The sequence below is a fragment of the Prochlorococcus sp. MIT 1318 genome (genome assembly GCF_047304505.1).
Lineage (GTDB): Bacteria > Cyanobacteriota > Cyanobacteriia > PCC-6307 > Cyanobiaceae > Prochlorococcus > Prochlorococcus marinus_D.
In genome coordinates, this window is record NZ_CP138958.1 from 455933 (window position 1) to 482098 (window position 26166).

General features: G+C 49.0%; 25 protein-coding genes. 13 read left to right on the top strand and 12 right to left on the bottom strand.

The features are described 5' to 3' along the window. Positions 1–3: 3 nt before the first annotated feature. The 5 genes from SIB66_RS02475 to SIB66_RS02495 all read left to right on the top strand — a co-directional run bounded on the left by SIB66_RS02475 (position 4) and on the right by SIB66_RS02495 (position 6071). Positions 4–1182: a quinone-dependent dihydroorotate dehydrogenase gene (locus tag SIB66_RS02475; protein WP_063407489.1), complete on the top strand. Its 1179-nt coding sequence runs from the start codon at positions 4–6 to the stop codon at positions 1180–1182. Positions 1183–1220: 38 nt separating this feature from the next. Continuing rightward, positions 1221–2219 carry a hypothetical protein gene (locus SIB66_RS02480; RefSeq protein WP_063407703.1) on the top strand — a complete coding sequence of 333 codons (999 nt, stop codon included), beginning with the start codon at positions 1221–1223 and terminating at the stop codon, positions 2217–2219. Continuing rightward, positions 2219–2917 (top strand): PilN domain-containing protein, encoded by a 699-nt coding sequence (locus SIB66_RS02485; protein WP_063407704.1) that lies wholly within the window; start codon positions 2219–2221, stop codon positions 2915–2917. The genes SIB66_RS02480 and SIB66_RS02485 overlap by 1 nt, the downstream gene beginning before the upstream one ends. Further along, complete coding sequence (locus SIB66_RS02490; RefSeq protein WP_063407490.1) at positions 2914–3669, top strand: hypothetical protein; 756 nt, start codon at positions 2914–2916, stop codon at positions 3667–3669. The genes SIB66_RS02485 and SIB66_RS02490 overlap by 4 nt, the downstream gene beginning before the upstream one ends. Before the next feature lie 74 nt (positions 3670–3743). Continuing rightward, the gene (locus SIB66_RS02495; protein ID WP_063421873.1) at positions 3744–6071 is read left to right on the top strand and encodes a general secretion pathway protein GspD; all 2328 of its coding nucleotides are present in this window, start codon (positions 3744–3746) and stop codon (positions 6069–6071) included. 36 nt (positions 6072–6107) lie between these two features. On the opposite strand, the gene SIB66_RS02500 is transcribed toward SIB66_RS02495, so the two are convergent. The 3 genes from SIB66_RS02500 to SIB66_RS02510 form a co-directional block, all read right to left on the bottom strand. Further along, positions 6108–6917 (bottom strand): pentapeptide repeat-containing protein, encoded by an 810-nt coding sequence (locus SIB66_RS02500; protein WP_063407492.1) that lies wholly within the window; start codon positions 6915–6917, stop codon positions 6108–6110. Positions 6918–7121: 204 nt separating this feature from the next. Continuing rightward, positions 7122–7553, bottom strand: coding sequence for a hypothetical protein (locus SIB66_RS02505; protein WP_413681367.1), 432 nt, complete (start codon positions 7551–7553; stop codon positions 7122–7124). Positions 7554–7595: 42 nt separating this feature from the next. Further along, positions 7596–8294 carry a DsbA family protein gene (locus SIB66_RS02510; RefSeq protein ID WP_063421869.1) on the bottom strand — a complete coding sequence of 233 codons (699 nt, stop codon included), beginning with the start codon at positions 8292–8294 and terminating at the stop codon, positions 7596–7598. Between the two features lie 201 nt (positions 8295–8495). Here SIB66_RS02510 and SIB66_RS02515 point away from each other — a divergent pair, with 201 nt between their 5' ends. The 6 genes from SIB66_RS02515 to pilM all read left to right on the top strand — a co-directional run bounded on the left by SIB66_RS02515 (position 8496) and on the right by pilM (position 13626). Then, positions 8496–9218: a PilN domain-containing protein gene (locus SIB66_RS02515; protein ID WP_236073826.1), complete on the top strand. Its 723-nt coding sequence runs from the start codon at positions 8496–8498 to the stop codon at positions 9216–9218. Beyond that, positions 9215–9925, top strand: a complete 711-nt coding sequence (locus SIB66_RS02520) for a hypothetical protein (RefSeq protein WP_063421865.1) — start codon at positions 9215–9217, stop codon at positions 9923–9925. Before SIB66_RS02515 ends, SIB66_RS02520 begins: the two co-directional genes overlap by 4 nt. A 91-nt stretch (positions 9926–10016) precedes the next feature. After that, on the top strand, positions 10017–10433 hold the full coding sequence (locus tag SIB66_RS02525; protein ID WP_063421863.1) for a hypothetical protein: 417 nt from the start codon (positions 10017–10019) through the stop codon (positions 10431–10433). Positions 10434–10442: 9 nt separating this feature from the next. Next, positions 10443–10652, top strand: coding sequence for a hypothetical protein (locus SIB66_RS02530; protein ID WP_063421861.1), 210 nt, complete (start codon positions 10443–10445; stop codon positions 10650–10652). Between the two features lie 2 nt (positions 10653–10654). Continuing rightward, a complete protein-coding gene (locus SIB66_RS02535) occupies positions 10655–11224 on the top strand; it encodes a hypothetical protein (RefSeq protein WP_063421859.1) in 570 nt (189 codons plus the stop codon). An 11-nt stretch (positions 11225–11235) separates the two neighbouring features. Beyond that, positions 11236–13626: a pilus assembly protein PilM gene (gene pilM, locus SIB66_RS02540; RefSeq protein ID WP_063421857.1), complete on the top strand. Its 2391-nt coding sequence runs from the start codon at positions 11236–11238 to the stop codon at positions 13624–13626. A gap of 131 nt (positions 13627–13757) precedes the next feature. Here the strand turns inward: pilM and SIB66_RS02545 are convergent, their stop codons facing one another. The 5 genes from SIB66_RS02545 to SIB66_RS02565 all read right to left on the bottom strand — a co-directional run bounded on the left by SIB66_RS02545 (position 13758) and on the right by SIB66_RS02565 (position 19769). Beyond that, positions 13758–14918, bottom strand: coding sequence for a type II secretion system F family protein (locus SIB66_RS02545; protein ID WP_063421855.1), 1161 nt, complete (start codon positions 14916–14918; stop codon positions 13758–13760). Positions 14919–14920: 2 nt separating this feature from the next. After that, positions 14921–15973: a type IV pilus twitching motility protein PilT gene (locus tag SIB66_RS02550; RefSeq protein ID WP_063407502.1), complete on the bottom strand. Its 1053-nt coding sequence runs from the start codon at positions 15971–15973 to the stop codon at positions 14921–14923. A gap of 29 nt (positions 15974–16002) precedes the next feature. After that, positions 16003–17646 (bottom strand): GspE/PulE family protein, encoded by a 1644-nt coding sequence (locus SIB66_RS02555; RefSeq protein ID WP_063421853.1) that lies wholly within the window; start codon positions 17644–17646, stop codon positions 16003–16005. 78 nt (positions 17647–17724) lie between these two features. Beyond that, positions 17725–19077, bottom strand: a complete 1353-nt coding sequence (locus SIB66_RS02560; RefSeq protein WP_063421851.1) for a prepilin-type N-terminal cleavage/methylation domain-containing protein — start codon at positions 19075–19077, stop codon at positions 17725–17727. A 206-nt stretch (positions 19078–19283) separates the two neighbouring features. Next, entirely contained in the window at positions 19284–19769 is a 486-nt protein-coding gene (locus SIB66_RS02565; protein ID WP_063421849.1) for a prepilin-type N-terminal cleavage/methylation domain-containing protein, read from the bottom strand. A gap of 150 nt (positions 19770–19919) precedes the next feature. On the opposite strand from SIB66_RS02565, the gene SIB66_RS02570 reads away from it, so the two are divergent. Further along, entirely contained in the window at positions 19920–21065 is a 1146-nt protein-coding gene (locus SIB66_RS02570) for a pyridoxal phosphate-dependent aminotransferase (protein ID WP_236073862.1), read from the top strand. Here the strand turns inward: SIB66_RS02570 and murG are convergent. After that, positions 21062–22138 (bottom strand): undecaprenyldiphospho-muramoylpentapeptide beta-N-acetylglucosaminyltransferase, encoded by a 1077-nt coding sequence (murG, locus tag SIB66_RS02575; protein ID WP_063421845.1) that lies wholly within the window; start codon positions 22136–22138, stop codon positions 21062–21064. The two genes, SIB66_RS02570 and murG, sit on opposite strands and share 4 nt — an antisense overlap. A 119-nt stretch (positions 22139–22257) precedes the next feature. Between murG and SIB66_RS02580 the strand changes: the two genes are divergently transcribed. Further along, a complete protein-coding gene (locus SIB66_RS02580) occupies positions 22258–22941 on the top strand; it encodes a hypothetical protein (protein WP_063421976.1) in 684 nt (227 codons plus the stop codon). 72 nt (positions 22942–23013) lie between these two features. Here SIB66_RS02580 and SIB66_RS02585 read toward each other — a convergent pair whose 3' ends face one another. From SIB66_RS02585 to SIB66_RS02595, 3 genes are all read right to left on the bottom strand, one after another. Then, on the bottom strand, positions 23014–23658 hold the full coding sequence (locus tag SIB66_RS02585; protein ID WP_063407508.1) for a DUF938 domain-containing protein: 645 nt from the start codon (positions 23656–23658) through the stop codon (positions 23014–23016). Next, positions 23655–24656, bottom strand: coding sequence for a DUF952 domain-containing protein (locus SIB66_RS02590; RefSeq protein ID WP_063421843.1), 1002 nt, complete (start codon positions 24654–24656; stop codon positions 23655–23657). Before SIB66_RS02590 ends, SIB66_RS02585 begins: the two co-directional genes overlap by 4 nt. Positions 24657–24985: 329 nt before the next feature. Further along, positions 24986–25876 (bottom strand): NAD(P)-dependent oxidoreductase, encoded by an 891-nt coding sequence (locus SIB66_RS02595; RefSeq protein ID WP_063421841.1) that lies wholly within the window; start codon positions 25874–25876, stop codon positions 24986–24988. Positions 25877–26166 lie beyond the last annotated feature (290 nt).

Consider the following 26166-nt stretch of genomic DNA (forward strand, 5'->3'; position numbering starts at 1 on the left):
AGGATGGCTGAGCCATCACCTGCAAAGGTGTACTCCACCGGTGGGTTGTATCGCCGTTGGCTGGGACCAATACTCGCGAATGATCAGGGCTTAGATCCGGAACAGTTGACTCAAGCAGCATTGAGTGCCCTTAGCCAGACGTCCCTACGTAGAGATTGGCCAGGCGTGTCAACTGTGTTGGCAGCTATAGCCTTGGATTTGCAACGCCATGATCTGCGGCTTGAGCAAGTGTTGTTCGGCTGCCGGTTTCGTAATCCTGTTGGCCTGGCGGCTGGCTTTGACAAAAACGGAGTGGCGGCCAGTATCTGGGATCGCTTTGGATTTGGATTCGCCGAACTCGGCACTGTGACTTGGCATGGGCAGACCGGTAACCCTCGGCCCCGACTCTTTCGCCTTGCTGCTGAGCAGGCCGCTTTGAACCGGATGGGTTTCAACAACAACGGTGCTGAGGTGATGCGTCGCACTTTGGAGAAACAGGCTTTGCCTTCACCTGGCCAGCGTCCAGCTGTGCTGGGTCTCAACTTGGGCAAATCCAGGATCACGCCATTGGAGCAGGCCCCAGACGACTACGCCTTGTCGCTTGAGTTGCTTGCACCATTGGCGGATTACGCCGTGATCAATGTCAGCTCTCCTAATACACCCGGCTTGCGTGATCTCCAGGATGCCAGCCAGTTAAAGCGCCTGGTGGAGCGATTGAGACGATTGCAAGGATGCCCGCCACTACTGGTGAAGATCGCTCCGGATCTCGAGGATGATGCCATTGATGGCCTGGCTCGCTTGGCTTATGAAGAGGGTTTAGCAGGTGTCATTGCTGTGAATACCAGCCTCGACAGGTTCGGCCTCGACGGGCGGGTCCTTCCCAAAACGGGTCGCAGCCTGGCGGAGGAGGCTGGTGGGCTCAGTGGAGCGCCACTGCGTCAACGGGCCTTGGAGGTGCTGCGTCGGCTGCGGGCCACAGCAGGTCCCGCGTTGCCCTTGATCGGCGTGGGAGGCATCGACTCGCCAGAGGCTGCATGGGAGCGAATCAGTGCCGGAGCTTCACTTGTGCAGCTTTACACCGGTTGGATCTTTAAGGGTCCAGATTTGGTGCCGAATATTTTGGATGGGCTGATCGGCCAGCTTGACCGCCATGGCTTCCGGCATGTATCTGAGGCTGTCGGCAGCGGCGTGCCCTGGCAGTAGCCGATACCCTTCGTCCAGAGCGGGGTTGCCTTTACTTGGTGTTGGCTGGTCTACGCGAACGTTTTCCGCAGCTGGAACAGTTGCAGGCCATGGCGGAGCGGTGGCTTGTGAAACAACGGGTGCTGCTTGTTGTTGATGAGTCTGCTCTCGTGATGCTCTGGAAACAGGGGGAGAAATTGACTCTTCGACATGTACCCCTGCCTCAGGGCCTTTGTCGTGCAGGCATGCCGAGCGAGCGTCAAGCTTTGGGTGAGTTGTTAGGGGACCTACTTCTGGATATCGGTCTTGTCGGAGGCCAGCTGGAGATGTTGTTGCCGATGCAGACCTGTCAATGGCGCTTGCTCTGCTGGCCCGATGGTGAACCAGAGGGGGATCAGGCAAAGGCCCTGCGAGAGCTAAACCCTGAGCTGAATTGGCCATTGTCCTTATCGGAGTCTTATTTAGCTGTTTCATCAGTGCAGCTTGCTGGATCTGTGTCGCCGCCAACACCGCTGTCTTTAGCGGTTGTGACTGATCGGTCGATGGTGCATGCCTGGATTGATGTCATCGAGGCCGCGGATCTACCGCTACTGAGCCTTGAGTGGATGCTGACAGCTGCCTGGCGAGCTGTCCGTGCGGCCAGCCAACACTTTGAAGGAGATCTAGCTTGGTTGTTAAAGCATCATGGACACTGGCGTTTAGTGCTATTACGCGGCGGCTTGCCTGAGCTCGACCATGCTCTTTCGGCTTCGTTTGATGGTGACGATCTGACGCAGGATCTTTTGCAGGAGCTTAATGAGGTTTTACAAGCTTGGCGTTTACGCAGCGAAGGGGCGTCGCCGCCTTTGGCATGGTGGGTTACAGCCGCTGCTGTTGATCAACAGCAACTCTGTTTAGCGTTGGAATCTCAAGGTCAAGGAGAGTGCCTAAGCAAGCAAAAGGTTTGGGTGGTTGGTGAAGAGCAACCGGCCCTTGAAGGGCCAGAGCCTGATTTCTGGCAGGGTGACTGCGCAGCTTTGGCTTGCTTGGCGCTGGCGGGCGCCTGGGAGCAACGCTGATGGCTCCATTGACCAGGGCTGAGTTGAATCTGCTGCAGGAACGTCGCCAGGAGTTGGGTCTAAACGCTCAGCCTGCTCTTGTTCCTCAGTTGCGTTCCTTGCTTGCCAAGGGCATAGGGCTCGGGGCGCTGCTGGTGCTTGCTGTAGTGGCAGTGGCCGCTTGGTTGACCTGGCAAGAAAGTCAACAACAGGTTGAGCTTGATCGCTTGCAGCCACTAGAGCAACGATTGCGGCTGGGTCAGACGCAACTGCAGCAGCTAAAGGCACGTACAGCAGTCATCCGTAAAGAAAACACCCAGATCGCTGAACAGTTGGTCGCGGTTCGAGCGAGCTCTGCACTGTTGGAACAATTGCGCCGGCTGACACCTCAAGGCATACAGCTCAAGGAGGTTGCGGTCAAGACTCAGCAGATCAAAATCATCGGTCAATCCTTGGGCGATGGTTCTCCGGGTTCCTTTGAACGCATCAATGCATTAGTTCTGCAACTTGCGGCCCTGCCGATGGTGAAACCTGATGGGGTGAAGGTTTTGAAAGTGGTGAGGGAGGGGGCTGGTGAGGATGGGGACTTCGTGCAATTCAGCGTCGATGTGACTTTGGATCCCAAGGCGAAGCCTTCTCTGCAGGAGTTGACTGAGTTGGGTGCAAGCGGTTTGGTGGAGCGCTATCGACTGCTTGAGGAGCAGGGGGTAGCGCCATGACCAATCTCAGCCAAGAACGGCCGAGTTGGCGGCGCAAAATCACACGTGAGCGTGTCTTGGTGGGGGTGCCGCTCGTGGTAGGCGGCATGGTGGCTTGCTCGTTGGTCTTCACGGTTGTATTGCCTAGCTTGGTTCGCTTGGAAGACCAGCAGCAACGTCTGAAACAGCTGCTCAACCAGGAGGCCTCATTACCCTTGCTGACTGGCCAGTTGAAGACAGCCACTGAACAGCTGGCCAAGGTTCAGCAGCAACAGGAAGTGTTACTGAATCTGGTGGCAGGGAAAGACAAAATTCAGACCTTTTTGGCTCAGTTGAGCCGCGAAGCCATGGCGGCAGGGGTGGTGTTGGAGCTCTATGAACCTCTTTCCATAGCCCCACCAGCATCGGCGGCTCCTAGCAAAAAAAAACCTGGAAGGAAATCGAAGCGAGATGCCGAGGAGATCAGCCCTGAAAACCTACTGGCAGGACGTGGTTACGAGAAAACAGCCATCCTACTTCAGGCCCGTGGACCTTTTATCGCCTTGCAGGACTTTCTTAGAGGGATAGAAGCTTTGCAGCTTGTGGTCCAACCCAGTGATCTTGAGCTAACAGCACTCGACCCTAAGCAGGGGCCAGAAGATGAGGTCGTAACAGGACCAGCACTCACGCAGCTCAAGCTGAAACTAACCTTCTATGACAAAACATCCGCTCCTGCCAAGCAAGGGGAGAGAAGGATTCTTGATTCTGAGGAAGGATTCCCTCCTGAAGCCTGACCCCCCTGGTTGACAACGAAATCAATCGATACCATCCGTTCAGATTGTCTGCCAGATCGACCTTGGGTCGCCGTATGTCTCGTTCCCAGCGACTGGTCCCTCTGATTACAGCTTTTGGGTTGTGTCTCACGCCTATCGCTGAGAACCTGATACTGCCTCATCCGTTGAAGGCGCAGATTCAGGAGGGCATGGAGCTGAAGCTTCGTCGATCTCAGAACGGTATTGAGGTTGTTATTGAAGGGGTGGGTCAAGAACCTGTTTTGGAACAGCGCCATAAGGGACAGAGTTGGGAAGGCCGTTTGCGCACCAAGGGCCAACCTGGATTGCGAACAGGTCCACACCAGCAGCTTTCTAGGCCTGATCTGGGGCTGAAGTATCTGAGCCTATCTGGTTCTGGTGAAAGCTATCAGCTGAGTGTGGTCGCGGTGGAAGGAAGGCAGTTGACGGAACCAGTGGTTAGCACTGATGGCCGTAATTTGATCCTTAGCTTTCCTGGAGTGGATACAAAGGCTGAGCAAATTGGTCGCTTGGATCTGCAAACACCAGGAAGAGTGCCTCAAGACGCTTATGCACCGCCCTTGCGACAACGAGCTGTAGCGCCTCCGCTGGGAGATATGGCCGTGGGCACCATGGTGCTGAGTAACCGCAGTTTTGTGCAGGTGAGTGGTCCACCAGTAACTCTGACGTTGAACAATGCTCCTGCCAAAGATGCCTTGATGTCTCTTGCTCGGTTGGGAGGCTATGGATTCATTTTTGTCGGCGATGATTCAGACAGTGAAGGCACGACTGGGGAAGGCATATCAGCAGACGCGCAAGTGAATGGTGGCAATAGGAAGGTTTCGATGGCTTTTCAAAGTGAGAGTTATGCACGTGCCCTCAATGGGGTCCTGTTGGCATCAGGGTTACAGGGCAAACTTGATGGCCGCACGTTGCTTGTTGGCAGTACCGTTGCGAGCAAAACATTTGGTCCTCAGGTTTCAAAGGTTTATAGGCTTAATCAAGCGAGTGCTTCCTCAGCAGCCGATTACCTGGCAAGCTTGGGAGCCTCGATTAGCAAGGTGAACGTTTTAAGCGTGGCAGGGGAGATCGGATCGGCATCTACTGGGATAACTCAGCCAAGTAATCAAACATCTGAAACAAACAACTCTATTTCCCGTATCGAGACATATGGAGCTTCTATAGGGCCATTAAGGGGGTTAACTGGTGTAACAGATTCTCGGCTACAAACAATCACATTGGTGGGAGATTCTAAGTTAATCACTGTGGCAGAGAGTTATCTAAAGCAGATCGATCTGCGCTCAAGACAGGTGGCATTATCAGTGAAGATTTTAGATGTCAATTTGGACAATGTAAAAGGCATGGACAATAGTTTTTCATTGCGTTTTGGCAACAATCTAATTGTCAATGATCAAGGGAAGTTATTGGCCGCATTTGGGCGTAATTTGCCTGCTAATGAAGGAACTTTTAGCTCTGCACCAGTGGAGACTGAAAGTGGAGTAAGTACTACTACAACTCAGGTTGTTGACTATGGTTTAATGTATTATGTTGATTCTCAAGGTTTTTCTACAGGAATAGTTGAGACTGATGATGAAGGAAAGACTGTAAAGGCAGAGGGAATGCAATACAACCCGGACGGTTCAGTCGCTACAAATGGCGGCAGAGGGCCAATCTATTATGACGTTACTACGGCCGAGTCTTCAACAACTCCCGCTGCGGCCACAAGGACGCCAAATCCATCTTTAAATTACCCAGACCAAGCCTTTTATGATTTCCTGCAAGCTCAAATTGTATCGTCTAATACCAAGATTATGGCTTCGCCCACGTTGATCCTCTCCGAGAGTTCAGAGAGTATTCCTGGAGAGATTGGTCGAGGCAATGCCAATGAAGCATTTGTACGTCTTGGCGATAAAGTTGTCACGGCATTTAGTGTCACATCAGATGACAATGGCAACATCTTCTGTGAGCCAACATTTGAGACTGCGGGATTATCTCTTGGCGCCATGGTCAGCAAGATTGACGACAATGGGTTCGTGACCTTTACGCTCGAGCCTAATCTTTCGGCTGAAGTTGGCGAACCAGTTCGGCAGGGTGAATGTGGAGACATCAAAACTGTTAATGAAAGAATGCTGGAGACTGGGGCAGTGCGTGTTCGCGATGGACAAACTTTAATTCTTACCGGCGTGATTAGTGATGCGGATTCTGATGTGGTTACAAAATGGCCAATTTTGGGTGATATTCCTGTTATCGGTCAGTTTTTCAGGGCTTCGACGCGAACAAAGAAAAAGAGCGAACTTGTGATTATGGTTACGCCACGCATTATCAATGATGAACAGGGCGCCACTTACGGCTATGGATATCGCCCTTCAACTTCAGCATCGCGTAATTTGATCTATCGCCAATAGCTGGATTTAATGATAATAAAGTGTTAATTCTCTAGCTTAGAAGGCGATGGGAGAAAAGTATTTGAGCGCTAGAGGCAATAAGTTTTGAAATATGCTTGTTGCTCCGTTCAGTAAAGAGCTACCAACACCATTCCCGCCAGGATGAGATGAGGTTTTCTTCACTTGTTCTGCACCGTTGCGCATCTGTTGAGCAAGAGCAGGTTGCTCTTGCTGATCGTATAGTTCAGCGGCATAGGCAAAATCGCGGGAGGCCATCTCTCGCTTGGCCTGCTCGGCTCGGCTGATGCCTCGCGCGACCCATGTGATTGCAGCATCGGGTCGGCGAATCAAAGCTTTGTTGAAGTAATCCTCGGCTTCTGGATAGCGACCATTAAGGGCTTCTTCCACTCCTGCGTTATGCAGCGAGGCATAGTTGCTGGCCACCGCTTCTACTCCCTTCGCACCTTTCCAGTGGCTCCTGGATAAACCGTTTTCATCCAGTTGAGCGCTACTAAGATCGGCTCCCATCAAGTCTGTTCCAGTGAGAATGGCGCCGCGAAGGTCTGCTCCTCGTAATGAGGCATGGCGGAGGGTGGCAAAGCTCAAATCAGCACCGCTGAGGTTGGCTCCATCAAGTTGGGCGCGACCAAGATCAGCTCGTTGTAGATGGGCTCGCTTGAGGTTTGCCTTACGAAGGTCAGCATGCATGAGATCGGCGTCTTGAAGACTGCACTCCATGCAAGTTTGTGTTTCCAGCAGCTGCACAAGATCATCGAAGTTGCTACCTGCTTCGCTGCGTTGAGCGATGCCAAGCGTTCCAGCGCTACTAGCCAAGATCACCATGAAGGCAAGTAGGTGACGGTGCATCGTCGAGGATGAAAATCGTTGGTCTTCTATCGCCGTTGTACCGGTTCTTATTCATCGCGTCGACTGGCGAGCGTCGGCAGCGATGAATGGCTGTATTGGCATCAATGTTGCTTGGGCGAATTCCTTTCTCACTGATGCTTATTATTGAATACTACTTAATGAATACTGTGGTTCGATTGTTACAAGATTAATCATCTCATAAATTTATGCGGCTTTATAGGTAACTCGTTGATCGATTAAGTCATTGTAGCCCAAATCCAAAAGCTCATTGCTGATGGCTTTGATCAATTCTCTAGCTGCATTGGCTTGATTGGCCTTTGAGCGTATGGGCACTGTGCAGATCCTGAGGCGAAGACTTCCGTGAAGTGAGCCATGTGCAGCATCTGTCATTCGCATAATCTCCACCACTGCAACCCAGCTTTTGGGCAAAGTTTCACTAAAACCGGAAGGAATAAATGTGGGTGGCAGCTCTTCAAGCTCCTCGAGTTGCTGGAACTCGTGATTTAGTGCAGGCCTGAATCTGACAATTTCCCTGGGGTGTTGATCAAACCAGTTGCGATCATTAACGATTGCAGATTGCATCGCTAATTGCCCTTCAGTCTGATTAATTGAGGCTGGCTGGTTGGATGTTTGCATCAAGATTTGAGGGTCTAGCTTTTTAGTCTTACTCGGCATAAATTATCTATTGCTCCTGGTGTTAGCAAGTGCCTTCTCAATCAATTGCTGAAACTTAGGCCATGGCAGTACGCCTTCGATGATATCGCCATGATGCTTGTCTCCCTGGGATGGACCAATCACAAAAGTTGGTGTTGCGCGGATGCCATTGAGCTGAGCTTCTGAGCGGTTGGAATTCATAATCGCAGCGACTTCTTTTGATTTCAGGCATCTCTTTAGCTTTGTTTCATTGAGGCCAGCACTCGTGGCAATGCTTAGTGCGCCTTGGCAATCCAGGCAGTTCTGACGTTTGAATAAGGCCTTATAGGCAAGCCAATAATCATCTTGTTCCATCGAGCAACGGGCGATTTGGGCTGCTTGTTTAGCATTCTTGTGATAGGGCAGGGGTAGATCTTTGTGCACGAAGCGAACGAGGCCTTTGTTGATGTATTCGCTTTTGATTTTTGGCAAGACGTCGTCGTGGAACCGCTGGCAATAGGGGCATTCAAAATCACTGAATTCCACGATGGTGATCGGTGCCTTTGGGCTGCCTAGGCTGGGATCTCCTTGAATGAGTAAGGCTGTTTTTAAATGGAGCGGTTCTCTTGGGATCACCTCAGTTTTGCTAGATGTAGTCTTTTGCCAGCTTTGGTAGGCGAGTGTTCCACCAATCCCTACACCAACGCTGCAGATCACCAAGACAGCCTTAACGAGTGATTTCATACTTGGTGGTCTGATGCGCATCATGGCTTGATGGGATTACTTGACAGTGTTTAGTGCTAGTGATGATGCATTGATTGCGAAAGTCAAGAGATAAGGCGTGGTATCTATGAATATCAATTTGCATCCTATTTGTACCACTTATAAGCAGCATTGGCGATCAAGGCTCCAAGAGGTTTTAATAGGATTACAAAGCAGTTGATTTTGGCAAAAGGCTCCTGGCTCAAACTGGATCTGCTGCGTCGGCGACGGGAGCAACTTGGCCTGGCAGCTCCCAAGTTTGTTGCTGAACGTTCTCTGTTATGGCGCGGTAGCTTGGTTGGTGGTGGCTTGGTGTTTGCTGTGCTGCTGGCTTGTTTCGGAGCATGGTTATATGGCAGCAATCTAGAAGCGCGCCAGCAGCAACTTGCCTCTGCCGTCTCAGAGTATGAGAACAATGAATCGTTGCTGATTCAGGGCAATCGGGAGTTGAAATCTCTCCAGAATGGCAACAAGAGCATCGCTGAAGGTATTGCTGGTTTGAATTCTGGTTCTGCACTACTTACTGAAATCAGTAGGCTGACCCCACAAACCGTTCAGCTCACAAAGATTAAAGCGTTACCTAACAGACTTGAATTGTCTGGAGTCACGAATCAGCCGAGGGGGCTTTATGTCGTCAATGCCTTTCAGTTGACGTTAGCTGGTTCGTCATTTTTTCAACCGCAAGGCATCAGTTTGATCAAAGCTGTGGAAATGGCCAGCAAGCGGGTGTCAGTTAAACCTGGGGCTGCGATGTCGATGCCTGTTAAAGAGCTGAGATTTGACATGAATGCCGTTTTTCTTCCGGATTCTGCTCAAAAGCTAACGCCAGGCCGGCTGCAAGCTTTGGGTTCTAGAGGTTTGGCTGACCGCCTTGAGCTGTTGCGCAATGAAGGTCTGCTGCGATGACAAATTTCCAGGTCGTCGAGAGATCAAAACCACATTTAATCACACCTGAGCGGGCAGTGTTGCTGATACCAATTATTGCCGGTGCAATGGTTGGCGTTGTGCTCTTGTTGTTTGGCCTTATTCCATTGTTGGTGCAAGTTCAAGAGAAGCGGGACGTGCTCCAGGGAATGGAGAGGAAGAAATCTGAATTGCCGATCTTGAGACAACAGTTGGCCGCATTGTCTAAAAAGAAGGCCAAAAGCATGGCGCAGCAAGAGCGTTTGCTGAATCTGGTGGCAGGAACAACTCAGTTGCACACGTTTTTAGCTCAGCTCAATCAATTCGCAGTGGAGCAAGGTGTTTCCATCGTGAAGGTAGAACCACAGGCAATTGAACGCCCGGCACCCAAGCCTGCATCGCCGCCAGCTGATACTGCTGATGATGATGCCACGGCACCACCTCTACCTCCAGAAGATCCACTACTGGTTCAAAAACTGGAAAAGCGCTCGGCGCTCTTAACGGTGCAGGGTCCTTTCAGAAGGATTGTCGCTTTTTTACAACAGATGGAGCAGCTGCAGGTGATTGTGATTGCAAGTGATCTTGAGCTGAGGCTAGAAGCAGCGAAGCAAAGGAGTAGCGAAAATTCTGCCGCTGGCGAGCCTGTTAGCCAGACAACACTAAAGCTAAAGCTTTCAGCCTATGGACGTAGCAGCCAGGTGCAAAATTGATAACGGAGTTCTGTATTCGTCTTCGACTCTTTTTAGTGTCAACTGATGATCTTTGGCCTAGATTGAAAAGCGATTGCAGATGTAAGGCTGTATGGCCTATCTCTATGCTGGTTTGGGCATCGCGATGTTAACAGGAATTATGGCGATATTTGAGATGGCAACGAGTTATGTGCAATTTCAAAATACTTGGCAGCCAGCTTCTATAGCGAGTTCAAGCCTCTATTACAATGGACTTCAGCTGAAGGATCAAGTTATTACGCAGACGATTGCGGGGAATCCTGGCTTGGATGTTTGCAATGCTGCTAGCGCTGATGATGTCAAGGAATCTCTTAATCTTGATAAGCTCGCATATGTTTTTTCCAGCAGTGTTGCTGATTTTGCAGGCGGATGCTCGTATGCCTCGTCTAGCCATCGGATCATTTTCGATTCAGCTAAGGGGTTATGGTCATGTGCGCTTCCTTCCAATCACCCAGTAAATAAAGATAGCAAGTGTGATTTTGAGGTATAGGTATAAATTATGATTGATGCTGTATTGGGTTTGATTATCGCTACGATTGCTACATCCGCCTTGACCTTGGCGGTTGAATTCACAGAGGCGTCCTTTGCGCGTAAGGACTCTCTTGATACTGGGATGTCTACTTACGAGCTAAATGTCCTGGATGCTGCGGGTTTGAGTGATGCTCAGAAAACTACTTTCAAGGATTTTCTCGCCAATACAAGCCTATGAGAATGCTTTCTTATGATGTGAGTCATGGTGATGCTGAGAAATATAGCTGTGAAGATCAGGGCATGTCTCTTCTGCAAGTAGTTTTTGCCCTGGCTGTTTTCGTGATCTTTGGAGCCGTATTTTTGGCTGTTTCAGAGCAGCTCAATCTTTACTTTATTCCAGATAGCAGTTTGGCTCGCAGTGAGAAAGAAGAGGCCCCAGTGCCAATCCTTCTTGCCGAAAGGCTGTCAACAGCGATGGATCGCTTGGTAAGCGTTTTGGAGCAGCCAGGAGCTGACACAGCATTATTCCCTCTTGGCATAGCGAATTGCTCTAGCAATCCTCTTCAGAAGGTTGCCCCAGCCTTGGCCGGAATTTTTTCGCTTGATAATCTTGCAGCAAATGAGTCGGAATTTCAGCTTGCCTCCCGCTATGAATTTTGCCTGTTTGATTCTGGTGAAACAGGTGCTAATAATCAAAGGGTTTATGTTTTGGTAGCCAAACCGTTGGATCAGTACAAAACAGTGGCGATGTTGCCAATTGTTAGAAGGATATTTTGCCGACCAAAACCCTTTTGTGTTCCTACAACGTAATTGCACTTGCCATGACAGCCACTCCTCCAGTTGGGCAATCATTTTTTGGTCTTACGATCAATATGAGTGGACTGGTCGACCGTCTTTTGTCATTTCGAAGATCGATTTCCAAGCGCTTGCTCTTGCTTGAATTTGGCACCACATCGTTAACTTTTGCTGAAGCGAAATATACTGGGCTTGATGTTGAATTCAAACATCTGAAAAGAGTATCATTGCCGGCCAACGCAATCGAAAGAGGTGTGCCGAGCGAACCGGACAAGATGGCTGCATTGATCCAGTCAATCTGTAAAGAAGAAAACATTTATGCTCAACGAACGGTGGTCGTGTTGCCTCCTGAGGCTGTATTCACGACATCGATTGATATTCCAGCAGAGCTTTCTCAGCTACAAGCATGGGATTATGTGAAAAATCCGAAATCGGGCCTGCAGATTCCTATCCCTTTGCAGCAAACAGATTTCGATATTCTACCGATTAATTTGCCTTTGCTTAGCAGGCATAAAGCCAATACAAAGCCTTATCTTTTGATGAGTGTTCCACAAAAATTAATTGACAAGTTATTGGATACTCTTGAGGCTGCTGAACTGGAATTACAGGCGGTTGAAATTGGTTCCGTCGCTCAGCTACGTTTAATAGCAGGCGCTCTTGATTTGCTGAAGCAAAATGAAATTTGCTTGATGTTGGAATTGCTGCCGGAATGTACTCATCTCACTGTTATTGCAACCTCGGGCCCAGTTTCTCTGTTGAGATTGGCTGCTATTCGTGAGTTCCCAGAGCCTGAGGTTGCTAATAATCAGATTGCAGTCAACGCATCACTGGCTGAGCATGACTCAGCCGAGGCGATCACATTAGCAGATGAAAGTTACTTGCCTATTTCTGAAATGGATTTGAGAGTATTGATCAGCGAACTGCGTCGCTTCATGAAGGAATTCTCCGAAAAAGCCCCAGAATCTATTTGTAAATCTATTTATCTTACCGGTGTGAATAGTGGCCATCCTAAGATTGATAAATTACTAAGCTCAGCATTAGATCTACCTGTAGAGGTGATTCGCCCTCTGGGTGCTGAAGGTGTTGGCAATGTTCTATTTTCACAGCCATTGTTACACCAAAGTCTTGGCAGGCTTTTAGGTTCTGGTCTTACCATCCTGCCAAAGGATAATACAGAGTATTTGTCATTTAATGATTATGAACAACAGGAACCTGTAGAAGAAGAATCAGATTTAGGGAAAGCTTTAATAACGGCAACAGAGAGTCCGCCAATTAAAGATGAAAAAGAAAATGCGCGAGCTGGTACCTATGAAAACATCGTTGATATTGAAGCAGAAGGGATGGTAAAAGTAACCCTCGCAGGGGAGTTACTCGAAAATCTAGAAGCAGAAGAAGTGATTGATAAGCAGCCAGAAGAAGAGAAATGGCCGAGTGTTCACGGAGATGCTTTGCTGGCTGAGCATCCGGCAAAAGATAAGGATGCTGTAGAAGAAGAGAAGCTCGTGATTGCTGAGTTAGCCGAAAAAGCAACAGAGCAAAAGCAGGCTGTAAAAGCCCAAGAAGTTGTCGATGCTGGTGTCGTTGCTGAGTTAGTAGAAGAACAAGAGGAGGGCAAGCTTGTTCTTGAAGAGGCCGATGAGCAAGAAGAAGAAGAACCAACAATTGATCAGCAACAGCAAGAGGAAGAATGGCCAAGTATTCATCAAAACGCTTTGCTGGCTGAACAGCCGGCTCATGAGGAGGATCCTCTAGAGGAAGAGAAGCTCGTGATTGCTGAGTTAGGCGAAAAAGCAACTGAGCAGGAGCAGGCTATAGAGACAAAGAAAGTTATAAATGCTGATGTGGCTGCAGAGTTCGTCGCAGAACAACAGGAGGGCAAGCTTGTTCTTGAAGAGGCCAATGTGCAAGAAGAAGAACCAGCAATTGATCAGCAACAGCAAGAGGAAGAATGGCCAAGTATTCATCAAAATGCTTTGCTGGCTGAACAGCCGGCTCATGAGGAGGATCCTCTAGAGGAAGAGAAGCTCGTGATTGCTGAGTTAGGCGAAAAAGCAACTGAGAAGGAGCAGGCTGTAGAAACAAAGAAAGTTATAAATGCTGATGTGGCTGCAGAGTTCGGCGAAGAACAAAGCGAGCAGAAGCTTGTTCTTGAAGAGGCCGATGAGCTAGAAGAAAAAGAAGAAGAGAAATGGCCCAGTATTCATCAAAACGCTTTGCTGGCTGAGCAGTCGGCTCATGAGGAGGATCCTCTAGAGGAAGAAAAGCTCGTGATTGCTGGATTAGGAGAGAGTAAAGTTGAGCAAGATCAAGACCAGCATTCAGAAAAAACCACTGAAGCAAATGATTCAGAAGAGGCTATCGCCGAACAAGATGAGTTCCCACTTGGCGAGTTGAAATTTTCAGGCGATGATCCATAACTGTTAGCCAATTCAACAATTGTTTTAATCAAGCAAGTGGGGTTTCAGGGATTGTCTTTAGCGTTTTATGCAGAGCGCTATGAGACTAGATCTTGGAAAACATCATTGGTGAGATAGATTTCATTACCTATCTACCCTCCTTTCATTGCTTTGATCATTGAAAACATTGGTAGGTAGAGCGCAATCACGATCGTGCCGACGATGCCAGCAACGACAAAAATAATCGCAGGTTCCATGGCTTTGGTGAGTGCAGAAACTGTCGACTCCACTTCGCGCTTATAAAAATCAGAGAGCTTTTCGAGCATGAAGCTGAGTTCACCAGTTTCTTCGCCGATCTTGATCATCGAGACGACAAGCCTAGGCATGATCTTGGATTGATTGAATGAATAGTTCAGTTCTTGGCCTTCACGAACCAGTTGTATGCCGAGCTGAATTGTATTTTTAATCAGCTGATTGGAACTGGCGGTCATGCAGCGCTGCAAGCTGTCGACTAATGGAATCCCTGAGGTCACCAGAGTGGAGAGGGTATCGCAGAGAGATGCCATCTCTGAGCGCAGAATGAGATCGCCAAACAAAGGAATCGCAAAAATACCAGTATCAACAGCGATTCGCCCTTCTTTGCTCGCGTAGAAGCCTCGAAACAGAAATATGCATACAAAAATAGTAACAGGCGCTCCAATGGCGAATCCAGGCGTCGTCACAAGCCGCGACAACGTGAGCATCAACTTCGTGAGCGCAGGCAGCTCAGATCCCATATTACTGAACATCGTTTCAAATTTAGGCACAATGCCGATTAACAGCCCCAGGCTCACAGTTACAGCAAGCAATAGAACAATAGCTGGATAGATTAGGGCACCAATAATTTGGCCTTTCAGCTTGGCTTGCTCTTCTAAGAGCAGTGCAATCCGTTCTAAGACTTGATCAAGGATGCCGCCAACTTCGCCGGCCTCAATCAAACCAACAGTGATTGGCGCAAAAACTTTGGGATATTGCTTGAGGCAAAAGGATAAGTCTTCACCGGCATTGAGCCTGGCAGCAATCGCAACAATACAGGCGCGAAATTTCTTATTGGTCATGTTTTCGCCGATCAGCACTAAACCTTGTGCCAAAGACACACCACTTTGCAAGACAACTGCAAGTTGCCTGAAAAAAACCAACAAATCTTTCTGGGGTATTTTGAGCCTTTTCGGAGATATTTGCGGAATTGATGCTGCAGCCATGGAGGGCTGATTTGCTTCACTGATGTTTTGCGCTGATTGCTGAGGCTGGCTGGCTTCGCCGTATTCAGCCATGGCTAACTCGCTTCAGTAAGGATTGCCTTAGGAATCGATGCTTTGCCAATCGCTTCTTCTTTGCTGATCTTGCCTTTGATGACTAGATCAGAAAGGCATTGCTCCAATGTATTCATGCCATCTTTGCTACCTGTTTGGATTTGTGAGTAGATCTGGCTAACCTTACGTTCACGAATCAGATTACCAATAGCAGGTGTATTAATCAGTAATTCATAAGCCAAGGAACGTTTGCCGGCAGTGTTTTTGCAAAGCGTCTGAGACATGATTCCGAGCAGTGAAGTAGAAACTTGTAAACGGGCTTGTTCTTGTTGATCGCCGGGGAAGACATCAACAATGCGTTCCACTGTCTTGGCGGCTGATGAGGTATGCAGTGTTCCTAAAACAAGATGCCCCGTTTCTGCTGCTGTAATCGCTAGTTGAATCGTTTCCAGATCGCGCATCTCGCCGATGTAAATTACATCTGGATCTTCGCGTAATGCGGCGCGCAGCGCTGTGGCGAATGATGTTGTATCTCGCTTCACCTCCCGTTGATGAATGATGGAGTTGGCGGAATGGTGAAATTCAAATTCAATCGGATCTTCAATCGTGAGGATATGTCGTTTTTGTGTTTCAAGAATACAGTTCACAAATGCTGCCAAGGTTGTTGACTTACCTGACCCAGTTGGGCCTGTACAAAGCACCAGGCCACGATGTTTTTCACTAAGGTCTACAAAAGGTTGGGGAAGGCCTAAATCTTGCCATTTTGGCAGGTTTTCCGGCAGGATTCGCAACGTTAAACAGCGTTTTTCGCTGGCGACATAGGCATTAATCCTGATTCTTGATAATCCTTCAAGCCCAATCGATGTATCAAGATCTCCAGTTTTATTGAACTCCTCTACTTTCTGCTGACCTAAAATTTCTAGCAGTAATTTATCCATAGCGGCAGGCTTAAGCTCATTTTCTAGAATCTTGATATCTGAATGCACGCGGATCGCAATCGGTGAGCCTTCTTCGAGGTGAATATCGGAGGAGCCAGCCTTGATGGCAAATCCGATAATCTGGCGTGCGATAGACATTGGTGTGCAAATCAGATGTGTTTGAGCTTTTAGTACTCAGTATTGCAAATTTTTTGCAATTCGGAAACGGTTGTTAATTGGTTTTTGATGAGATCTACAGCGTAAGCTTTGAGAGTCAACATTCCATCCTCGACTGCAATATCCTCTATTTCACGCGTTGATTTCTTCTGTTTGATTGCATCACTGATTCTCCTGTTGACCGTCATCAGCTCATAGGTGCCGATGCGTCCTTTATAGCCAGTGCCACTGCAGCGCGTGCAGAGTGTGCCTTCCCGCTTGCGTTGTTCTTTTTCTTCTGCTTTGAGAGCTGTGGCAACTCTCACTTCAGTACCACGCCGTAAACCTGTAAAGCGGCTTTCAAGATCATCAATCGGCCGCTTGCTGCTGCATTCTGGGCAAACCTTACGAAGTAAGCGTTGTGCTAACACGCCACGAAGTGATGCTGTGAGCTTGTAGCTCGGTACTTCCATGTCGAGTAGGCGGGTCAATGAAGTGGAGGCGCTATTGGCATGAAGGGTTGTAAACACTAAATGGCCTGTTTCTGCAGCATCCATGGAGGATTCAGCAGTTTCTGGGTCTCTAGTCTCGCCAATTAAAATCACATCAGGGTCTTGGCGTAGGAACGTGCGCAATAGGTTGGCAAATGTTTGACCCTTGGCTCGCATCACAGGAAACTGTTGAATGTTGCCGCCAAGGTCATATTCAATTGGATCTTCAGCAGTCACAATATTCAATTCGCCAGTGTCTTTTTCACGCAGAGCCGAAGCGAGAGTTGTCGATTTACCAGAGCCTGTTGGCCCGGACACAATCACAATTCCATTGGCTTCTTCGATGATGCGCCGGAAGTTCTTTTTGATTTCCTCGTTTGTAATGAGTACGTCGAGACTAAGCATACCTTCATCACTGTTGAGGATTCTAAGCACCATCTTTTCTCCATGTTTTCCTGGTGCTGTTGAGCAGCGAAATTCTAGTTTTTGGCCTTCAAAGCGTCTGAAGATCTTGCCATCTTGAGAAGCACGGCGTTCGGCTATATCCATCTGGGCCATATTTTTTAGGCATGCAGTCAGCTTGATGCCTGCTGCGCGGGGCATACGCACAAAATCTTGCATTACACCATCTCGCCTGACTCGAATCTTGTATTCCTCAAGCCTTGGCTCCACATGAATATCAGAAACGTTACTGCGCGTTGAGTGGATCAAGATGTTGGCAGCAGCTTGTTGAATTTTGCTGCCTAGCATCTCAGCGGATAAATCTAAAGCTTCATCGATAAGCTCTGCTTCTGCGTTGTCATCAAAATCGAAGTCAAAGCCAACTGGATTTTGATCATCTTCTGCTGCTTTTAAGGCTTCAAGGATGGCATCATCGGAATAGTCATAGTTTTCAAGCCCTTCGCCACTAATGAGTCGTTCTGTAGCGGCTTCATCGAGTAAGGCTTGAATTTGATCAGCAGGTTTTTCAATGAATACGCATTCAAGATTTGCATCTGCAGCCCGTTTCTTAATGGACTCACCAATAGTGGCGAGATAACTGAAATTACCGACAGCAACAGTTAGCCTTTGCTTGTTAGGGAAAGCAGCGGTTTCTACCCCTAGCGGAATGACAATATTTTCTCGACACCAAGCGAGTGAGAAGTGCTTATCAATTAATTTGCGTCTTTCCTTGGTTTGGTTCATTGTTTTGAATCGATTATTGAATTCAGTTCAAGTACTTTGAGTTGAAAATTGTTTTGTATAGATTTCCATTCTGCCTGCTTAAGGGCCAGGGCAGCGTTCAGACCAAAAATCCTTATCAGATCCACAACACCCGGGATGTTGCATAAAGCTTAAGCTCTTTTTACAACTATTACCATATCCCTTCTCCAAATCCGATTTTTCACAACATGGCTTAGTACTTACAGCCCCACAAGTTGCATTGTATACGTCTTCAGTTACTTCAGAGCCGCTACACATATAGTATTGTGAAGGGCAACTATTGGGCCATTTCATTTTCCCGTCAACGCCTTTAGCCAACCAAGCATCTTTTTCAATTTTGCATGCATTTCCGCAGGTATTCATATATTCAGAATAATCCACTTCTGTACCGCTACATTTATAGCTTGAAGCGCAGGTGTAAGTGGTTGAATCGGGCATTTTTCCATCGCCACCTTGTTTCAGCCAAGTTGCTTTTTCGCTGGCGCAACCCGCAGCATTTTCTGCGGCTTTGCATTCATCATATTTGATTTTGGAGCTCATCTTTTCACCATTACACCACCAATAATTTTGATCGCATTCGTTGTTGGTGCCATTAAGATCTTGGCCATCAAAATTTGAGGATCTTAAGGATGCCTCATAGTCATTACATTTCTGTGTTTTGCTTGCTGCATCGGCGGCAAGGTAATCTGATTGTTCGCTAAAACAAGACCCTTCAAAAACCCAGCAATCATCAGAACAAGTTGGCAGCGGATTGGCCTTGGGCCATGTGCACTGACCGACCCATTTATAGCCCTTGTCTGCATTAGAACCGGTGCTAATAACTTTGCTGAGATTGCTATTGCATGTGTCCTTGGTCTTGTTGCATGCTTTCAAGTATTCGGCGGATTCACTGCCACCGCAATTGCCCCAACTGATGCAAGCACTTTCAGTTTCGTTATTTTTGTTCACTGCCTCTTTAATAATCTTGCCGCCAATCACGCTGAATTTAAGATCCATCAATAGTGAACTTTCATCAGAAGGATCATGAATAGAAACCTCCGCGCAGGTGTTCATAGAGTCTTTATATTGGTAATTGCCTGGCAATTGAATGCTTCCCTTCATTTCTCTGGATTTAAGCGCATCAGGTTGCCATGTTTGGTAATCATCAGGATGGGTACGTACCCGTTGCAGGCATTCAGCTGCTGCAGCATTTAAAAGAGCTTTGGCTTCATCGAGCTGGGCAAACTTAGTTGCATTGCCAATGCTTGTGAGAGCAAAAGAGGAAAGGATGCCAAGAACAACAACAACGACGACCAGTTCAAACAGACTAAAACCAGATTGCTCTTTATCCGCAATTTTTGACAACAAATAGGTTTGAAGCAAGAATCTTGCCTTGTTGCCGGATATTCGTTTGTGCCCTTTTTTGTTTGCCAAGTTGTTAACCCTGAGTATTTATTGTTTTAAGCCGATAATGTTCTTGCTTTGCTAGATGTTTGTTCTGGGGATTTGCCCCCTTTGACGTCACATCTTCTCGGTTTCATAATTTATTGCCTGGAAGAATCTTTTTGCGGAGAGAGAGTATGTATTGATGCTCTCGCTCCGCATTCATTTAAATTAACGTTTGGCGCATAGAACAATATCTATGCTGAGCATTCTTCAAATGTCTTCTTCCAGCCAGTCGCAGTAGAATCCTTAGATTTGCCTGATTTCTTGGCGGCGTCTCCTGAAGCATCACCTCCAAGCAGTAATTCTATATAACATGTATTTGCCCCGACTGTAATTGTGGCTCCAGCAGCAGCCTCGCATTTTTCATCATTTGTGCCAGAAAATTGGACTCCATTAATCACTTCATCTTTGTCAACGCTTACTTTTTTATGGCTTCCCTCACCTTTGCGAGCTTTGTTGTATTCGCATTCCTTGTACATACTTGCCAAGGTTTCCTTTGCTGTATTGAGTCGAGCATCATCAGTCAATGATGTGAAGTTAGGAATCGCCACCGCAGCAAGAATCGCCAGCACAGCCACAACAACAACCAGCTCAATCAGTGAGAAGCCTTCCTCGCCTGGGCGACGGTTGAGGACTTTTTGGATTTTGGAAGAGGCTAGATAGCTCTGCAAAGCAGTCATTCGAATCAATTGAGATTTAGGTTAATCATCGTGGTGTCTAGCCAGACTGTCAACAATTCAACCAAGCAGGCTATGCATAACGTATTGCCTATCTGTTAGGAAATTCTTCTGTGTGGCTTGCTTTGTTTAGGCCTTTGAGTCATGCCCGCCATGTCTTTTAGCCATGGCGGTGACATCCATGGCGCTGCACGCAGGCAAGAGCATGGAGCGGCCCATTTCCTTGATGCCAGTGCCTCACTGGCGCCGTTTGCATGCAAAACCAACCTCTCCGCCAGTGATCTAAGGCCTTATCCAGATCCCAGTTATCGCAACCTTCGTGCTGCGCTAGCGCGCATACACAACGATCTCAACCCAGCATTTGTACTGCCCGGCAATGGTGCCGCTGAGTTATTCACCTGGGTAGCGCGGGATGCTGCTGCATTAGGCCTCAATCATCTGCATGCGCCTGGCTTTGCCGATTACGGCAGAGCTCTGCGTTGTTGGCAGGCTGTTCCCCAGCTCACTCCTTTGGCGCTGGATTGGGCTGGCCCTTTGCCGCAGGCTTTTCCAGGATTTTCAGCAGCACCAGCTGCTGTTTCCCCAGAACCCGGGCCGCCAGCAACTGGTTCAACAGCAGTCCAGGCGCCAATGACTGTGGCCGAAGTGGCCTGGATCACTAATCCTCACAACCCCACAGGGCAACTCTGGAGTCGGGCGTCTTTAGAGCCTCTGCTGGAGCGTTATCGCCTGGTGATCTGCGATGAGGCCTTTTTGCCTCTAGTGCCCGATGGTGAAGACCAGTCGTTGATACCTCTTGTAGTCACTCACGCCAATTTGGTGGTGATTCGCAGCCTCACAAAGCTCTATGGCATCGCCGGCCTGCGGCTTGGTTATGCCCTGGCTCAACCCGAACGCTTGCAGCGTTGGGCGAGCTGGCGTGACCCTTGGCCTATCAATGGCATCGCCGCGGCGGTAGGCGAACGCTTGCTGCGCAATCCGCGTCGCTATCAGCGTTGGTGCCAGAAAGTACAACGTTGGACCGCTAGCGAAGGCACTTGGTTGCAGCGGCAGCTCGATGCATTGCCAGGCATCACGGCCATGCCTTCGGCTGCGAATTTCTTGTTGATTCGTGCTCAGAGATCTCTGCTGCCTCTGCGTGAATCCTTAGAAGTTCGTCATCGCATTCTCTTGCGTGATTGCCGTTCCTTTGATGGTTTGGGTGAAAACTGGTTGCGGATTGGCTATCAAAGCCGCCGCGATAATCGCCGCATTATTAACGCCATGCGACTGGAACTACAACGCCACCCTCTGGCTTAGGGGATGACATCTTCAAGTCGACGGCTTAATTGCTGATCAGCATCACGCACAGCCAGCCGTTGCATGCCTTGCCTCATCTTCAGCAATGGATCCTCTTCTGAATTAATGCCACGTAAGCGAGAGCCCAGTAGAAGCTGCAGAGCATTACTAAGAGTCCGATGTTCGGCGGCATGTTGATGCACGATCACGGCAGCCCCAAGCGCTGCGGCGCAGGCTGCGTTGGCCTCTTGATGCTGGTCTGCCGCTTGGGGGAAGGGCACCAAGATCGCTGGTGTGCCACATACGGCCAATTCACTCAGGCTGCCGGCGCCCGCACGGCTAATCACCAGATCGGCATGTTGCAGTAAGCCAGGCATCTCATCGCTGAAAGGCTGTTCCACCAAGTTGGCGTGATCGAGTTCTCCTACATCTGGATCGTTGTTGCCAGTGAGATGCACCACGCGACAACCGACCTCCAGCAGCGATGGCAGGGCGCCTCGCACCATGCGGTTGAGGCCCACAGCCCCTTGGCTACCACCAATCACCACCAGCAATGGGCCATCCCCACAAGGAACCCAACGCGGCAAGGGCTGTGGCAAAAGAAATGCTGAGCGCACCGGTGTTCCTGTGACCACCGCTCTGCTGCCTGGGATGCGCTCGGCAGCAACAGGCAGGCCTACAGCCACGACCCTGCAGAAGCGGCCCAATAAGCGCGTCACTCGTCCGGGGATGGCATTGGATTCGTGCAACACCACAGGGATGCCGCACCAGCGTGCCGCCAGGATTGCCGGCGCGGCGATATAGCCCCCAGTGGTGAAAACAGCCTGGATACCTTGTTTACGCAGCAGCTTTCTCACTCGGCCAGTGGCCGCGAGCAATTGCAGCAACTGCACCAGCTTGCGCAGACCGCGACCTTGTAGGCCACCTGCGCGCACAGTCGTCAACTGATAGCGCTCTGGCACTAGTTGGGTTTCTAGGCGATCTGGTACTCCCAGCCAGCACACGCTCCATGAGGCTGGCAAGGCTTCGGCAACAGCCAGTGCTGGGAAAAGATGGCCACCCGTGCCGCTTGCAGCAATCAGAAGCCGGGGCATGGCAGTGGGCAGAGCATGAAGGTGGGGCCTAACTTATCGGCAGTGCCCTCAAGCCTCCAGTGCGTCATCTCAAGCCAGTCGCTTTGGCCTCCAGTCTGCTGGCATTGTGTTCAGCGTTGATGCCATTGATTGGTAGGGCTGCAGATGCTGTGCCTCTCAGCAGCCGATTGCAGCAGGCTCTCAATACACCTGGAGGTGACGCCCTCGCTGGTCTGCTCGCAGACGAATATGCCTCTGATCTGGAGAGTCGTTTGCGCATTTTCTCTGCAAGGTTTCCTGATGCCCGTTGGTCTGTTCGTTCAGCCAGCCCATTAAAAGACGGACGCTCAACATTTGCAGTTGATGTAAGTGCTAGTCGTGAAGCGGAAAGCCTTAGCTATGCCCTTGAAGCAAGCCAACGCTTGGCATTGCTCACTGAAGGTGAGCTAATCACTGGCGAAGAAGTGATCAGCGAGCAGTCGATCCTGCGTAGCGCCAGCAAACCTTTGCCGATCAGCCTGTTGATTCCTGATGCTGTGCTCACAGGTAGTCGTTACGACGTTGACGTGATCTTTGATCAGCCCTTGGGCCATGCGATGGTTGCCGGTGGCTTGATTGCTCTTACGCCTGCACAGGTGAGTCTTCAAAGCACGCCTGATATCCAGCTGGCACCGATGCATGGTGGTGGCATCTTTAAATCGGTGCAGGCCCCTTTAACGCCTGGCAGCCAAACATGGGCAGCGATGTTGGTGCATCCTGATGGTGTGATCACAGTGACCAAGCGTGTGCGGGTGGTAAGCAATAAAGACGAACTGATCCCTTGAGTTTTGGTTGGCGTAAATCTTCTTCATTGCCGTCAGCGGTAGAGATGGGATGTCTTGATTAGCGTGATCAAGTCATGATTGCCTAGGCGTGAAGATCAAGGAGAGGTTGTTGGCAGGCATTTCAATCACCTCATTCAACAAGAGGCCTGAACTGACACCAAGACGTTCTACATCTTCCAGCTCACGCACTCCCCAACTTGGATCTTGCGTGCGCAGATAATCATCAAATCTGGCATTACTTTCACTCGTGTGAAGACCATTACGCTTGTATGGCCCATAGAGAATTAGTGGTGCAGAGTTGCCCAGTAATTGAGCAGCTTCTTGGACTAAAGATTCACAACACTTCCAAGGAGAGATATGAATCATGTTGATGCAAATAACCCCAGAAAGATGGTCAGTTAATCCATCAGGCAGTTGCCAGGGGCGTGCGTTGACATCGATCTTGAGGGGGGGCGGCATGGTCTGTTCAAGCTGCTCAAAATGAATCCAAGCATTGATGCTGCGAAGATGCATTGGATCAATATCGCTGCAGTGCCAAATGAGCTTTGGGAACAATTTTTGAAAAGCAACGGCATGTTCGCCACTGCCACTTGCAAGTTCCAACACTCTCCCATCACTCGGCAGCGCCTTGCTCAGAACAGCAGCAATTGCATCACGGTTCCTCTCTGTTGCTGCAAAGTGAAGACGATCTTGATAGGCATCAACGCGTTCATTCATGGATAAGTTTCCACAAGTTCTACAGCGCTCAAAGGCAGGGCTCCAAAAAGATGAGGGAAAAGCTCCCCTGCTGATGAGGGTTCGGCTCGAAGCGGCATTGTCAGTTGCTCTGGGTTTAATTTCAAGCTAAGCACCTGGCCTCGATCACGATAAAATTGATGATAAGTAGACTCAAGTTGATGCTGATAGCTCAAATGGATGAATCCAATCTCTTTGAGTTTTAATCCGCGAGTAGAGAATTGATAAACCCCTTGATTGCATGCGTCTTGCCAGTCTTCAAGCAAAGCCAGATGAAACAATGGTTGATCTGTTTTAACTAAACTTGAATCAGCAGGGAAAGTCTGCGGTTGATGTTCTGGCAACCAAGGTTTGACTGGTGTCATCAATCTTGCAAACAGTGGATGTTGCAGAAAGGCTTGCAACCATCTTTTGATGGCTTGAAGATCTTGATCGCAATCAAAGCTTGATGGATCAGCAAGACGGTATTGACGCACAAAAGGCCATAGAGCCCAGTCTGCCAAACTCTGAGAGTCTCCAATGAAGCAACCATAGCAATCACTTGATTCTTGTTGTGCTAGTCGCGCATTCCATTCCAAAAGAATGTCTCTAGCCATGTTGCGATGTTCTTCGGCATCCTCTCCTTTGAACCTGCAGGCATATTTAAAACGATCTAAATGATATTTAAATGGGCCATCATTCTGTTCGATAAATTGATGGATTGTTTTTTGTTCTTCGGCTTTTCCACTTCGCAGCCCATCGAAGGGATCAGCTTGCTGAAGAGCCCAGTGCATGATATCTATGCTTTCATCAATCACTGTCCCTTCTGCAGTCATCAGCACTGGCACGGTTCCTTTTTGAGAAGCCTGTAGCAGCTCTGGCGGCTTATTGTTTAGAGCCACTTCTCGCAAGTTCACCAAAAGACCAGAAACCAAAAGAGCCCATCGGGCTCTCATTGCATAAGGGCAGCGACGGAAGCTATACAACAACGGATTCGACATCAAGCTCAAGGCGCTGGATAACTTGATTGGTGATGCAGGCTGTCATTTTTTACCATGGTGATCAGTGAGTTTTCAGGTGCGTCTTGTGTGCCTTTAGTCGTTGCATTGAATTGATTTATGTAGCCTAGCTACTCAATCAAATAGTGCTGATGTCATGGCTAATCACTTCTAAAAGTATCAGTTGAAGTTGGTGCCATAGTAGGCCATGAATAAGCATTCGGGCTGAATCTATTGGCTTTTATTTGAATGAAATACTAGCTTTCAATTGAAGCGGACTTCGCAATTTTTCCAGCCTATCGAAGGCTAAATCAGAATTGCTGAGATTCTGCCTATTGGTGATCAAACCACCGCCTCAGCACTGATACATCTTCATCGCTATGGCCGAGTTCAATCAGGTTTGCCTCCATCGATTGCACTTGGCTTGTGATGGGCAGTTGTAGTCCCACTCGTTCTGCCGTTTCCAGGGCAATGCCGAGATCCTTGTGATGTAAAGCCAGCTTGAAGCCGAGCGGATAGTGATCTTCCAACATCGCTGTTGATCGGTGCTTGAGGGCCCATGAGCCTGCGGCACCATGCTGTAAGGCTTTGATCACCTCCTGCATCGGTAGACCCAGCTGCTGCCCTAGCGCAATTGCTTCTGCTAATGCGGCATAGCTACCGGCCACCAGCACTTGGTTGAGCGCCTTCACCTGCTGGCCCCGTCCCACCGAACCGAAGTGATGAATGCTCTCACCGATCACTTCCAGCAGTGGCTGCACCCTTGCCAGAACTTGTGTGTTGCCACCCACTAGAACGGTCAGAGTTCCTGCTCTGGCCCCTTCAGTGCCTCCGGTTACCGGTGCATCCAGATAGGCCACCCCTTGCTGAGCAAGTCGCTCAGCCATGGTGATCGACGTTGCTGGGGCGATCGTCGAAAAATCCACCACAACGGCGCCGGAGCTGAGCATAGAAGCTGCTCCCTGAGAACCAAAAAGAACCGCTTCTACTGCTTCATCATCGCTAACGCAGATCAGTAGAGCCTGGCTGTCTGCTGCAGCTTCTGCTGGTGAGCTGCAGGGACGGCTACCTTTTAAAGCCAAATTCAGTTCAGCCGCACGACTGCGGCTGTGAACCTTCAGCTCATAACCCGCAGCCAGCAGATTGGCAGCCATTGGCAAACCCAATGCGCCGAGGCCAACAAAGGCAAGGCTAGACGTTGGGATGAACTGAGCTTTGCTCATGTTTGTCAGTAGAGCTGCTTCGATTTTTACTGCTTCAGCTCAACATTGGCAGTTGCTTCAAACCTGCAAACTGAGGATCTTGCCTGGTGATGCTGGACGAGCTTGACCTAAAAGAATTTGAAATAGTGCACTCAGATAGCTCAAAGCTTGCAAGGCGCTCAATCGTCTAGCCAGTTACAGCACTCTTCGCTATTCATACGTGCTGCGATTGCAAGAGTGAAAGTTGGCTTTCAGATCAATCGTATCTATAGAGACTTGCTGTCGAGCTCTTTGCAGACAAATCGATAGGG